The following is a 12,285-nucleotide window of genomic DNA, read 5'->3' as shown; positions in this document are numbered from 1 at the left end:
ATTGCCTACAGGGAAATAAATGGGATGAGTCGGTTAACTCATCCCATAAAACGGTATTTACTACTCGTTATTCTTTGCAGCGTTTACAGGTACTAATACCCAGTATTTTGTAGAGAGGGCACCAGCCAAACACTGCGATGAGAATGACAGGTACACCTATCCAACCCCAGGGGCTTTGTGGTCCAACAAAGACCAAAGCAATCAGCACCAATCCGATGGTGATGCGTATTGCTTTATCAACATTACCAATATTTCTATCCATTATACTTTACCTATATTAGATAACACTGATAATACTATAGTCGATCTATATCTTAAGTGGAAAGTTACCGGAGGTTTATTTCTCTTTTGCCTGCTTAGCTTTGATTTGACGTACCGAGAGAATGACAAACCGAACATTGTAGATCATACCCAATGTGAGTGCGGTGGCTGCTGTGATGATGAACAAGTTACCTAGTTCTGGAATTTTAAAATACCAACCCACCCATAATGAAATAATGCTAATAAGGGCAATAGGGAGTCCGGTTTTTATTAGTAAGTTCATCCATTTATCTGAACGAATCTCTTTTTTATCGATACTTGACATGCTTAACCTCAAACTTTTAGATGTTTTACAGGGTAGAGTGCAGTCATCCAGTGATCAAGAGGTTATCAATAATTTATAGTTCAGTTGTAGCATGGAGCGGTAGATTAAAGGCGGTTGCGACACCTTTGCAAAACAGTTTGCCCTTAGCAATATTGAGTCCTTTTGCAAAGTTTTCATCTCTTTTGAGAACGCTTTCCCAGCTATTATTTGCCAATTGAATAATATAGGGCAAAGTTGCGTTGGTGAGTGCCATTGTAGATGTGCGTGCGACGGCTCCTGGCATGTTAGCGACGCAATAATGTACTATGTCTTCTTTTGTGAATGTGGGTTCTGTATGGGTTGTGGCATGGCTACTTTCAAAACATCCTCCTTGGTCTATAGCAACATCAACTAACACTGTTCCCTTTTGCATATCTTTTAGATGATCATTTAACACTAGCTTAGGGGCGGCTGCGCCAGGAATAAGGACCGCGCCGATAATTAGATCGCTGTGGGTAACGGCTTTATATATGCTATCACTCGTTGCGTATTGGGTTTTTAATCTGCCGTGGAAGAGTGTATCGAGTTCACGCAGTCTATCTGGTGAATTATCGAAAATAGTAGTATCTGCGCCTAAGCCTAAGGCCATCATCGCAGCGTTCGTTCCCACCATACCACCACCTAGAATTGCAACTTTTCCTGCTGCCACCCCAGGAACGCCTCCGAGCAAAACGCCCCGACCTTGTTGAGATATTTCTAAACAGTGGGCGCCGGCTTGAATGGACATTCGACCGGCGACTTCGCTCATGGGGGCTAGTAAAGGTAATCGGTTGTTTTTATCCGTGATTGTTTCATAGGCGATAGCTGTACATCCGGAGATTAAAAGGGCATCGGTAAGAGGCTGGTTGGCGGCTAAGTGTAGATAGGTAAATAAAACATGATCTGGGCGTAAAAAGGGTATTTCGGAACTAAGTGGTTCTTTTACCTTAACGATAAGCTCAGCATGCTTCCATATCTCCTCTGCTTGGTGACAGATCGTTGCGCCAGCTTGTTGGTATTGCTGATCACTAAAGCCTATTTGTTCACCCGCGTTTGTTTCGATAAAAAGAGTATGCCCTTCTTGGGTGAGTGATTTTACACCGGATGGGGTGAGTCCAACGCGATACTCATGGACTTTAATTTCTTTAGGAATGCCAATACGCATAATATTACCTTCCTCTTGTTTCTTTATTTACAGTTTATTTATTTACAGTTTAGACAAAGAATGGGTAAATCAATTATTGGCATGTTCTGTTGCATAGAAAACAATGTATAGGCAGGTTGCTTAACGGCGCATTCTGCTATAATCGGCAATTAGCTAAATAAAACTTTATAACTTCAAAGGTCAATCAAATGCCTCAATATCGCTCTAAGACATCGACTGCGGGTCGTAATATGGCGGGTGCGCGTGCGCTATGGCGTGCGACCGGTATGAAGGATGAGGATTTCCACAAGCCTATTATTGCTGTGGCTAACTCGTTTACTCAATTTGTTCCAGGTCACGTACATCTTAAAGACATGGGACAGCTTGTTGCACGCGAAATTGAAAAGGCGGGTGGCGTAGCAAAAGAATTTAATACGATTGCGGTGGATGATGGTATCGCAATGGGTCATGACGGCATGCTTTATTCTTTGCCGTCCCGAGATATTATTGCCGACTCTGTTGAGTATATGGCGAATGCCCATTGTGCCGATGCGCTCGTGTGCATCTCTAATTGCGATAAAATAACACCGGGAATGCTCATGGCATCGATGCGCCTGAATATCCCTGTTATTTTTGTAACCGGCGGCCCAATGGAAGCGGGTAAAACTAAACTCGCAGAGCATAAGCTGGATCTGGTTGATGCGATGGTGTTGGCAGCCGATCCGAAAGCGTCAGATGAAGAAGTGGATGCAGTTGAGCGTTCAGCTTGCCCTACTTGTGGTTCTTGCTCCGGTATGTTCACGGCGAATTCAATGAATTGCCTTGCAGAAGCCCTCGGTCTGGCTTTACCGGGTAACGGTACTGTAGTCGCTACCCATGCTGATAGGGAAAAGCTTTTCCTTAAAGCTGGTCGCACGATTGTTGATCTAGCAAAGCGTTATTATGAACAGGATGATGAAAGCGTATTGCCACGCTCTGTTGGTTTAAAAGCGTTTGAAAACTGTATAACGCTTGATATTGCCATGGGAGGCTCTACTAACACCATCTTGCATTTACTGGCGATTGCTCAGGAAGCTGAGATTGATTTTACGATGAAAGATATTGATCGTATGTCACGAGTAGTACCGCAGTTATGTAAAGTCGCACCTAATACGCCGGAATATCATATTGAAGATGTACACCGTGCGGGCGGTATTATGGGTATTTTGGGTGAGCTTGATCGAGCCGGTAAACTGCATACTGATGTACCAACCGTACATGCGCCAACGCTTAAAGATGCGCTGGATGAGTGGGATATTATGCGAAACCCAACACCTGACGTGATGGAGTTTTATAAAGCAGGTCCTGCGGGTATTCCAACACAGACTGCGTTTAGTCAAGCAACTCGTTGGCCTACATTGGATGGTGATCGTGAGCACGGTTGTATCCGTTCTATCGAGCATGCTTTTTCTTTAGAAGGTGGTTTAGCTGTATTGCACGGTAACATTGCTTTGGATGGCTGTGTGGTTAAGTCTGCGGGTGTGGATGAATCAATTCTTGTGTTCGAAGGTCCTGCACATATTACGGAATCTCAGGATGAAGCGGTTGCTAATATTCTGGATGATAAAGTAAAAGCCGGAGATGTTGTTATTGTCCGTTATGAAGGTCCTAAAGGAGGGCCAGGCATGCAGGAGATGTTGTATCCAACGTCGTACATTAAGTCTAAAGGCTTAGGCAAAGCATGCGCACTGCTAACTGACGGTCGTTTCTCTGGTGGTACTTCTGGTTTATCGATCGGTCATGCATCACCTGAGGCGGCAGCGGGTGGCGCCATTGGTTTGGTGCGTAATGGGGATATAATTCGTATTGATATACCTAACCGAACAATTGATGTTTTGCTGTCTGATGAAGAGTTAGCAGCCCGTCGTGTTGAGCAAGATAAGCTGGGTTGGAAGCCTGCAGAAGCGCGGCCGCGTAAAGTCTCGGCGGCATTGAAGGCTTACGCTAAGTTGGTTACTTCTGCTGACACGGGTGCAGTCCGCGATTTAAGCCTGCTCGATTAAGGTTTTTGCACAATCTAATAAGGGCTGGTGGATATTCCATCGGCCCTTTTTTGTCTTTAGTTTATGATTTTTTTATCAGAGTAAGCTCTCAACCGCTTGCCACAGTAAGCGTATGGCGAGCAAGGTAATCACGACTCTAAAAATATTGGAAAAGTACTTAGTGGGTATTTTATGTAACATTTTCAGTCCTAGCCAAGTGCCGAAGATGCCACCTAAAATCATTAATATGGCTAAAGGTAGCCACTCCCAAAATGCAAAGCCAACAAATGTAAATACAAGTATTTTTAGAAGATGTTGCAGGCTCATGCAGGTTGCAAAGGTGCTGGTCGTGGTAAATTTATCGTAGCTTTGGCGATGCACAAAACCTGCAACAAGGGGGCCGGTTGCACCAACAAACATTGAGATCAGTGTTGTCCCTAACCCTGCCAATAGATAGCCTTTATTACCCATCTGCTGCTGTTTTGGTTTTGGTCCCCAAATTAGATATAAAATGAAGAACGCTACGCTCAATTGAATCAAAACAAGTGGAAGCTGAATCACAATAAATGAGGCGCAAAGGGCACCTAGCAACGCGCCGATGGAGAAGAATTTAACCATAGTCCAGTCGGTATGCTGTTTGGTCATCCAAGCCCTGTTTCCATTTGAACCAAGCTGGACGAGGCCGTGGACAGGTATAAGGGCTGCGGGCGGGAGAACTGAGGCTAGAATAGCTAAGAGAAGCACACCTCCGCCTATTCCCATCGCTGCAGTTATAAATGAAGTTACTGCAGAAGATAGGATTAGGAGTAGGGATAACTCAATATTATCTAATAAGTGCATTAGAGTTCGAAAAGGTGTTATTTATCACTAAGTGATGTCATCACTTGCTGAGACCAGTTTAAACTATGTCGATAAGCGGTCTCATAGTAGGCTTTATCTAGTAGAAAGGTCATTTTATCAAATTCACCACTTTCATATTGGCAAACTTGCTCTAAGATCTGCCCTAATTGACCTTCGTGGTTTAGCAGTGCAGCTTTAACATCGTTCTGAAGAGAGACTTGTGTTAGCAGGTCAGGCATCTCCATATCGAGTAGTGCATCAAGTTTGGAAAATAACCCTGCAATAAAGTTATTAATAGGTTGCTCTCTGCCAAGCATTTCGGCAAGCAACTCGCACATACGTCCTCTTACTAGCATAGAGCGAGTTAATTCTTCCGGTTTTTCTTGGGTGTCAGTGACCAAGAAGAGGCTGACCCATTTACGAATTTGATCAAATCCCAATAAGCTAATCGCATGAGATAAAGATTCGATCTCTCTTGGAAAATTGAATGCCGCAGAGTTGACCACGCGTAAGATTCGATAGGTGAGTAAAGGATCATTAATAACGATCTGTTCAACCGATTGAGCTGTTGCTTGAGGGCTTTGTAGCTCCACCATCATCTGTAAGAGTAGAACCTTGCTGCTGCCTAGTTTTTTACCTTTGACAGGCTCTGGCTTACTTAAAAAATACCCTTGAAAAAGCGCAAAGCCGAGTTCATAGCACTGACGAAACTCTTCTTTTGTCTCGACTTTGTCTGCTAGTAATTCTAGGTTATACGGACGAAGATGTTTAACAACAGCAGGTAAAGCATCTAAGCCTATGGATCGTAGATCAAGTTTAAGAATATGAACGAGGTTAAGAAGAGGCTCAAATTTAGGTTCTGGCTTATAATCTGATAGTGCTAAACGGTAGCCCTGCTCGCCTAATTCTTTTACGCGCTCAACAAGTTCCGGGGTGATTTCTGAATGACCTAATATTTCAAGAATGAAATTTTCTTTGGGTAATTCAGGGAAATTTTCCGCCATTAAGGTTGTGTCGGTTAATTTCAGATAACAGGGTAATGAGCGAACTTGACCATGTTGGCAGATGCTCGTATAGGTATTAAGGATTACTGAGGAAGTAGCCAGATGATCATTAATTGTTACAGAGTTATCGTCATTACGATAAAGTAGCAAATACGCAACAACGTCCTGACTTTTATTAAATACAGGCTGACGGGCTAATAGGAGATCCATTGGTTCATCTGCATCAATACTATCTGTCATTCTCGGTTCCTTAGCTGTATACGTATATTAATAATTATATCTTTGTTTATGCTTATTTCTGTAAAAAACCACGATTTTGTAGAAATGCGAGCATATGCGGTCTTGCTTCTTTTTGTAACATGCTAGAGATCTGTTCACTCCATGTCATATCTTTTTGACCACCGGTCCTATTTAAATAATATTCACGGACTTTATGGTCATATTCGCTGATGAGTTCTTTGTCTTGAGTGCTATTATAGGTATCTTGTTTTAATACCATATCTAAGGGTAATCGGGGTTTAACTTCAGGGTTTTGGTCAGGATAGCCTAAACACATACCAAAAACTGGATAAACGAGCTCGGGCAAATTTAAGGTTTCAGAAACTAAATCTATCTTGTTACGAATCCCGCCAATATAGACGATACCTAATCCCTCTGATTCGGCAGCGATTGCAACGTTTTGGGCGAAGAGCGCGCAATCAACAGTAGCGGTAATAAACTGTTCGGTGAAGCCCGATAACATCTCTGCATCATGCATATCACAGCTTATTTTATGACGATTCATATCGGCACAAAAAATGAGAAAGGTTGGAGCGTCGTTAACGTAAGTTTGATTGCCTGCCCACTCCGCAATATTTGCTCTATTCCCATCGTCATTTACTTGAATAACGGTGCAAGCCTGAATGAAACTGGAGGTTGCTGCGGCTTGTCCTGCTTGAATAACGTTATTGATTAATGATTGCTCGATCTTTTGATCTTTAAATTTTCTGATAGAGCGATGGGAGTTAAGTAGCTCGATAACTGTATTCATAATTGCCCATAGAATATTAAAAAGATTGTAGTGAATAAAACTTTTAAAGTGCTATTTGTAACATAGGGTTATAGCTAGAAGAAGCCTTATAGCTAAGCAGTGTTGCATTGGGTCATTCTTTCTCCCATTTTGAACTATCCGTTTATGCTTAGGTCAATAGCTTAACTGTTTTGCGTGGAAATATAATTAGTGAATAATAAGTATCAACAGGAAGGCGCCACCCTGCTCGTATTTTGTAAACAACCGAGACTCAATCAGGGGAAGCAACGAATAGCTGCCACACTGGGAGCTGAGACAGCGTTTAATCTGGCATCTGCTTTGTTGAATTGTGCATTGGAAGACGCCACTAAGTGGAGAGGTCCTGTAGTGCTATCGCCAGCAGGCCCAGAAGAGGTTGAGTGGGCGCAAGGTCTCTTAACAGGCGCTGAGGTACTTGCCCAGCCGCAGGGTAGTTTAGGGCAACGGATCATGGCAGTTGATCAGCAGTTACGTGATCAAGGCCATAAAAAAATAATTATTATAGGTACTGATGCTCCTATCTTAAATGAGAGGATTTTTAGCTGTGCTTTGGATGCCTTAAAAACCCAAGATGTTACTTTTAGTGCCGCCGAAGATGGGGGGGTCACTTTAATGGGAAGCAATAGCCATTGGCCTGAAATTGCTGACCTTCCTTGGAGTACCGATCGTTTAGGTGAGGCTCTTTATCATGTTTGCATCGATGCTAAACGTTCAGTTGCCTATGCTCCACCAAGTTATGATATTGATTACGAGAAAGACCTGCACAAGTTAATAGTAGATTTAGCTGGTGATGTAAGACCATCACGGCAAGCCTTGTTAAGGCTTGTTCAATCTATTACTCATAACGACACTATTAAAGTGACAAGTTAACCCCAGTTAGGCGATTAAAAAATGCAACGTATTCATACAGATAACTGGTTTATCACGCCTGATGGAAAACCTAGAGGTTATATAGAGCCTCATGCGCTACGAGAACTTTGGTTTCATACCGGCACTGCGTGTAACTTACAATGTTCTTTTTGTTTGGAAGGTTCAGGGCCTGGTGACACCCGATTAGATTTAGTCAAGTTTGCGGATGTTAAACCGCTGATTGATGAAGCATTAACCTTAGAGGTAGAGCAATTTTCTTTTACCGGCGGAGAGCCTTTTCTCGCAAAGCAACTTGTACAAATTTTAGCTTACGCGGCTAAGTTTAAACCTTGCCTTGTGCTCACTAATGGTACCGATGCCCTTCAGCAAAGAATGGATGAAGTGCGTTCACTGCAAGATGCTGAACACCCTGTTAGTTTTCGTATTAGTATAGATTACGCTGCTGCGAAACAGCATGATGCTGGACGAGGAGAGGGTAATTTTGATAAAGCGATGGAAGGCCTTAAAGCATTATACGATTTAGGGTTCTCCGTTTCTGTTGCACGACATATGGAAAAAGAGGAACAGCGTGAAGAGGTTGAGGCGTCTTACCGTGACCTGTTTATTGCTTACGGTTTACCGGAAGATCTGCATATTGTTGCTTTCCCTGACTTTGCTACCCCTGGAAGCTTACCTCATGTCCCTCAAGTGACGACAAGTTGTATGACTACTTATCAGACCGAAAAGAGCCGGAAGGACTTTATGTGTGCTTTTAGCAAAATGGTTGTGAAAAAGCAGGGGCAGATGAAAGTGTATGCTTGTACGCTGGTGGATGATGATGAAGAGTATGATCAAGGGTTTAGTTTAACTGAAAGTTTAAGTGAAAGAATTAGCATGAAACATCATCGTTGCTATAGTTGTTTTGCTTATGGCTCCTCATGTAGCGAGGCGTAGCTATTTGAGATGTTAATGATGATTCATTTAAATAAGGGGACATAAGTGTTAGGAATTATTGGTGGTACAGGGATCTATCAATTAGAGGGTTTAGAAGTTGTTAGCGAGCACGATGTTGATACGCCTTTTGGGAAACCGTCAGCACCGATTATTGAGGGTAAAAGGGGAAGCAGAACCTTGTTCTTTTTACCTCGACACGGTCGCCAACATCAGCTTCTTCCTTCTGAGGTAAATTATCGCGCTAATATTTGGGCGTTAAAGTCTTTAGGTGTGACTCAGGTTGTTGGTCTTTCTGCAGTGGGTAGTTTGCAAGAAGAGATTGCGCCGGGAGATCTGTCACTCCCTAGTCAGTATTTTGATTTTGTAAAAGGGAATCGAGAGAAAACTTTTTTTGGTAAAGGTTTGGCTGCACATGTTTCAACAGCAGAACCTACATGCCATTGTTTGTCAGAAAGTTTAGTTGCTGCAGGTGAAAGCGTTGATATAAAACTTCATACTGATAAAACCTATGGTTGTGTCGATGGGCCGCGTTTAGGTACACGAGCAGAGAGTTTCTTTCTGAGAGGGGCCGCAGGTTGTGATTTGGTTGGAATGACCAATGTGCCTGAGGTCTTTTTAGCGCGTGAAGCACAACTTTGCTATTGCACTATCGCTATAGCTACCGATTATGATTGCTGGTTGGATGATCCTGATCAGCATGTATCAGTAGAGCAGGTTATTGCCCGTTATGGAGCAAGTTTAGAAAAAGCTAAAACCTTACTGACTGCTTTTATTGATCAAGATGAAGTGGAATATACTTGCACTTGCCGAACCAGTTTAGCGGCTGCAGTGTTGACCCCTAAAGACGCGTTAAACGCCGAGCAACGCTCTTTACTCGAGGTGTTAAGTTCCTAAGTATGGAGCACTCTCTATCTGTTTCTATTGTTATTCCCATCGGGCCTGCGGAGTCCATTATTCCTGTGGGGTTGATCGAGGACCTTCGAGCAATCCCTTCTGCAAGTGAAATTATCTTTGTTGTCTGTCATCAACGATTCGATGACCAATATAAGCAAGATATTGTGGCAACCTTGGCGCCTTTTCAGGTAAGTTGGCTTGAATCAGGTCAAGGGCGGGCAGTGCAGATGAATTATGGTGCCCAAGCGGCGCAAGGTGAGTTCATTTGGTTTCTGCATGTCGATAGTCGCTTTAGCGTTGAGTTAGTCGAAAGCTTATGGGTTAATTTATCGAGGGCACCGGATAAACTGCATTACTGTTTATTACAGTTTTTGGCGGATGGTTCTAATGGTATGGCGTTAAATGGTTGGGGCGCTAATCTGCGCTCTCGGCTATTAGGCATACCGTTTGGAGATCAAGGCTTTGCGATTAGTAAAACGCTTTTCGCACAAGTGGGAGGCTATCCTGAAGATGCATCTTATGGGGAAGACCATCTGTTTGTGTGGTACGCAAGGCAGCGGGGAATAAAGTTAAAATGTTGTACTCAATATCTGCAAACGAGTGCTAGAAAATACAGAGACAAAGGCTGGTGGTATCTTACCTGCCGTTATCAATATTTATGGATAAGGCAGGCAATTCCTGAATTACTTAAGCTGTTAAAGCAGCGCTATTTCTCAGCACGCTGCCAGCGATGAAACTTTTCTAACCACTGTAAAACTTTCTGAGGCGCATGAGCTCGCTTCCACTCTCCCGCTGCATATTTGTTCGCTTCACTTAAGGTTGGATAAATATGGATCGTCCCTAGTAACTTGTTAAGACCTAAGCCATGTTTTATCGCAGTGACGAACTCAGTGATTAACTCACCGGAGTGTGGTCCAACAATAGTTGCACCTAAGATTTTATCTTTGCCGGGCACTGTGAGTGTTTTTACCATACCGTGGGCATCATTATCTGCAATAGCGCGATCAAGCTCCGCTAAATCAAAGCGAGTGACTTCATAAGCTATATTTTGTGCTTTTGCTTCTTGCTCGTTTAGACCGACGCGCGCGACCTCAGGGTCCGTAAAGGTTGCTGCAGGTATAACGGAATAATCGACTTTGAATTTCTTAAATTTGCCAAACAATGCGTTGACCGCTGCGTACCACGCTTGATGTGCTGCGGCATGAGTAAATTGGAAGGGACCAGCGACATCTCCACAGGCATAAACATTAGGGAATCTTGTTTGTAGGTATTCATTTACATCAATTGTACCGTTGCCTGTGATATCTATATTAAGATTTTCTAGGCCGAAACCTTCAATATTGGCTTGTCTTCCTATCGCCACGAGAAGTTGGTCGAACGGGATTTCTTCGATTTGCCCTTTATATTCGCTGATCAAAATCTTTTCGCCATCGCGTTCTATAAATTCACGCATCTTTCTATCATTTAAGATATTAATACCTTCTGCGCTGAAGCGTTCAGTTACTAGGGCTGAAACATCTTCATCTTCTCTCGACATGATCCGCCCATCGGGCAGTAAGATACTGACTTCAGAACCAAAGCGAGCAAAACACTGACTTAATTCACAGCCAATCGGACCACCACCGATCACTAATAAGCGTTTAGGCAGTTCACGAATTTTCCATAAGTTATCTGATGTAAGAGGATTCATCGCTTCTATATTTTTAACGGCGGGCATACGTGGGCGAGCACCTGTCGCGATAACAATATTGCGGGTTGTAATAATTTCGCCATTCACCACGACTTCATAGGGATTCAATATAGTTGCAGTACCTTGAATGCAATCCACACCTAGACCTGTGTAACGTTCAATTGAATCGTGGGGTTCTACTGTTTTAATAACCTCTTGAACTCGTTCCATCACGTCTGCGAAATTGAAGCTGACTTCGCTCTTTTCTATACCGTATTCCTTACAGCGTTTATTGTCTGATACAAACCGGGCTGAGCGAATGAGTGCTTTTGACGGTACGCAACCAGTATTCAAACAGTCGCCTCCCATCAGGTTTTTCTCGACTAAGCTGACTTTTGCTTTTATCGCCGCCGCAATATACGACGTTACTAAGCCTGCTGAACCTGCGCCAATAACAACGATATTCGTATCGAATTTTGTTGGTTTTTTGATGCCTGCGTAAACTTTTCTGCTTTGTAGCAGCTCGATTATTTTCTTTGCAATCAATGGGAAAACGCCAAGGAGGGTAAAGGATGCCAGCATACTGGGGGATAATATTCCGGATAGGCTTTCTAGTTGGCCTAGTTGAGTGCCTGCATTAACGAAGACAATTGTTCCCGCTAACATTCCTAGCTGGCTTACCCAATAAAATGTCCATGTTTTTATGGGAGTAACTCCCATGACTAAGTTGATAACGAAAAAAGGAAATAGAGGAACCAAGCGAAGTGTGAATAGATAAAATGCGCCTTCTTTCTCGATGCCTTTATTAATAGCGGATAATTGACTAGCAAAGCGATTTTGGATGCTGTCGCGCAAGATAAAACGGGAGAAAAGAAAAGCGAGCGTTGCCCCAATTGAGCTGGCAAAGGATACAAGAAGTAACCCCGTTGTTAAGTCAAATAGGGCGCCCGCCGCAAGTGTCATTATTGCTGCACCAGGGAGGGATAAGCCCGCCACGAGTATATAAAGCCCAAAGAAAATTGCTGCGGTGGCTAGAGGGTTTTCTGCGTATTGCTGGTCAAATTTAGTTTGATTCGCTTTGAGAAAGTCTAAATTTAAGTATTGGTCTATGTCAAAAAAGAAAAAGGCCGTGATGGCTAACGCAATCGTCAATATAAGAGGTAATTTTTTCATCAACAGTGTTCTCAAAGAAAGTTATTGATCAATTAGTCACTTATATTGGAAAATAAGTTCAATAATCAGACTAAGTTGAGTGTCA

Annotated in this window: 12 protein-coding genes; 5 read left to right on the top strand and 7 right to left on the bottom strand. The window is 42.9% G+C overall.

Annotation, left to right across the window (positions count from 1 at the left end; genetic code table 11):
- Positions 1-67 precede the first annotated feature (67 nt).
- From A3774_RS09890 to ald, 3 genes are all read right to left on the bottom strand, one after another.
- Positions 68-262, bottom strand: coding sequence for a YgaP family membrane protein (locus tag A3774_RS09890; protein WP_067866736.1), 195 nt, complete (start codon positions 260-262; stop codon positions 68-70).
- Between the two features lie 75 nt (positions 263-337).
- Positions 338-586 (bottom strand): hypothetical protein, encoded by a 249-nt coding sequence (locus A3774_RS09885; RefSeq protein ID WP_067866735.1) that lies wholly within the window; start codon positions 584-586, stop codon positions 338-340.
- A gap of 73 nt (positions 587-659) precedes the next feature.
- On the bottom strand, positions 660-1,769 hold the full coding sequence (gene ald / locus A3774_RS09880; protein ID WP_067866734.1) for an alanine dehydrogenase: 1,110 nt from the start codon (positions 1,767-1,769) through the stop codon (positions 660-662).
- A gap of 188 nt (positions 1,770-1,957) precedes the next feature.
- Here ald and ilvD point away from each other — a divergent pair, with 188 nt between their 5' ends.
- Positions 1,958-3,790 (top strand): dihydroxy-acid dehydratase, encoded by a 1,833-nt coding sequence (ilvD, locus tag A3774_RS09875; RefSeq protein ID WP_067866728.1) that lies wholly within the window; start codon positions 1,958-1,960, stop codon positions 3,788-3,790.
- A 75-nt stretch (positions 3,791-3,865) separates the two neighbouring features.
- Here the strand turns inward: ilvD and A3774_RS09870 are convergent, their stop codons facing one another.
- The 3 genes from A3774_RS09870 to nfsA are packed head-to-tail and all read right to left on the bottom strand — an operon-like array spanning position 3,866 to position 6,643.
- Positions 3,866-4,609, bottom strand: coding sequence for a sulfite exporter TauE/SafE family protein (locus A3774_RS09870; RefSeq protein WP_067866725.1), 744 nt, complete (start codon positions 4,607-4,609; stop codon positions 3,866-3,868).
- A 17-nt stretch (positions 4,610-4,626) separates the two neighbouring features.
- On the bottom strand, positions 4,627-5,853 hold the full coding sequence (locus A3774_RS09865; protein ID WP_067866723.1) for an EAL and HDOD domain-containing protein: 1,227 nt from the start codon (positions 5,851-5,853) through the stop codon (positions 4,627-4,629).
- A 52-nt stretch (positions 5,854-5,905) separates the two neighbouring features.
- The gene (gene nfsA / locus A3774_RS09860; protein ID WP_067866721.1) at positions 5,906-6,643 is read right to left on the bottom strand and encodes an oxygen-insensitive NADPH nitroreductase; all 738 of its coding nucleotides are present in this window, start codon (positions 6,641-6,643) and stop codon (positions 5,906-5,908) included.
- A gap of 189 nt (positions 6,644-6,832) precedes the next feature.
- On the opposite strand from nfsA, the gene A3774_RS09855 reads away from it, so the two are divergent.
- Genes A3774_RS09855 through A3774_RS09840 form a run of 4 tightly spaced genes read left to right on the top strand, consistent with a single transcriptional unit; the run spans position 6,833 to position 10,092 of the window.
- Entirely contained in the window at positions 6,833-7,531 is a 699-nt protein-coding gene (locus tag A3774_RS09855) for a DUF2064 domain-containing protein (protein WP_067866718.1), read from the top strand.
- Between the two features lie 21 nt (positions 7,532-7,552).
- The gene (locus tag A3774_RS09850) at positions 7,553-8,464 is read left to right on the top strand and encodes a radical SAM protein (RefSeq protein ID WP_067866716.1); all 912 of its coding nucleotides are present in this window, start codon (positions 7,553-7,555) and stop codon (positions 8,462-8,464) included.
- A gap of 45 nt (positions 8,465-8,509) precedes the next feature.
- Positions 8,510-9,358, top strand: coding sequence for an S-methyl-5'-thioadenosine phosphorylase (gene mtnP / locus A3774_RS09845; RefSeq protein ID WP_067866715.1), 849 nt, complete (start codon positions 8,510-8,512; stop codon positions 9,356-9,358).
- Between the two features lie 2 nt (positions 9,359-9,360).
- On the top strand, positions 9,361-10,092 hold the full coding sequence (locus tag A3774_RS09840) for a glycosyltransferase (RefSeq protein WP_067866713.1): 732 nt from the start codon (positions 9,361-9,363) through the stop codon (positions 10,090-10,092).
- On the opposite strand, the gene lpdA is transcribed toward A3774_RS09840, so the two are convergent.
- Positions 10,065-12,200: a dihydrolipoyl dehydrogenase gene (gene lpdA / locus A3774_RS09835; protein WP_197468048.1), complete on the bottom strand. Its 2,136-nt coding sequence runs from the start codon at positions 12,198-12,200 to the stop codon at positions 10,065-10,067. The genes A3774_RS09840 and lpdA overlap by 28 nt on opposite strands.
- Positions 12,201-12,285 lie beyond the last annotated feature (85 nt).

The organism is Neptuniibacter marinus (assembly GCF_001597725.1).
GTDB lineage: Bacteria > Pseudomonadota > Gammaproteobacteria > Pseudomonadales > Balneatricaceae > Neptuniibacter > Neptuniibacter marinus.
This window is presented reverse-complemented; position numbering and strand designations above follow the sequence as displayed.

Excerpts from the sequence above, each read along its gene's own strand:
- nfsA (WP_067866721.1), bottom strand. The coding sequence starts at position 6,643 with ATGAATACAGTTATCGAGCTACTTAACTCCCATCGCTCTATCAGAAAA.
- A3774_RS09850 (WP_067866716.1), top strand. The coding sequence starts at position 7,553 with ATGCAACGTATTCATACAGATAACTGGTTTATCACGCCTGATGGAAAA.
- ilvD (WP_067866728.1), top strand. The coding sequence starts at position 1,958 with ATGCCTCAATATCGCTCTAAGACATCGACTGCGGGTCGTAATATGGCG.
- A3774_RS09890 (WP_067866736.1), bottom strand. The coding sequence starts at position 262 with ATGGATAGAAATATTGGTAATGTTGATAAAGCAATACGCATCACCATC.
- ald (WP_067866734.1), bottom strand. The coding sequence starts at position 1,769 with ATGCGTATTGGCATTCCTAAAGAAATTAAAGTCCATGAGTATCGCGTT.
- A3774_RS09885 (WP_067866735.1), bottom strand. The coding sequence starts at position 586 with ATGTCAAGTATCGATAAAAAAGAGATTCGTTCAGATAAATGGATGAAC.
- A3774_RS09840 (WP_067866713.1), top strand. The coding sequence starts at position 9,361 with ATGGAGCACTCTCTATCTGTTTCTATTGTTATTCCCATCGGGCCTGCG.
- A3774_RS09865 (WP_067866723.1), bottom strand. The coding sequence starts at position 5,853 with ATGACAGATAGTATTGATGCAGATGAACCAATGGATCTCCTATTAGCC.
- A3774_RS09870 (WP_067866725.1), bottom strand. The coding sequence starts at position 4,609 with ATGCACTTATTAGATAATATTGAGTTATCCCTACTCCTAATCCTATCT.
- lpdA (WP_197468048.1), bottom strand. The coding sequence starts at position 12,200 with ATGAAAAAATTACCTCTTATATTGACGATTGCGTTAGCCATCACGGCC.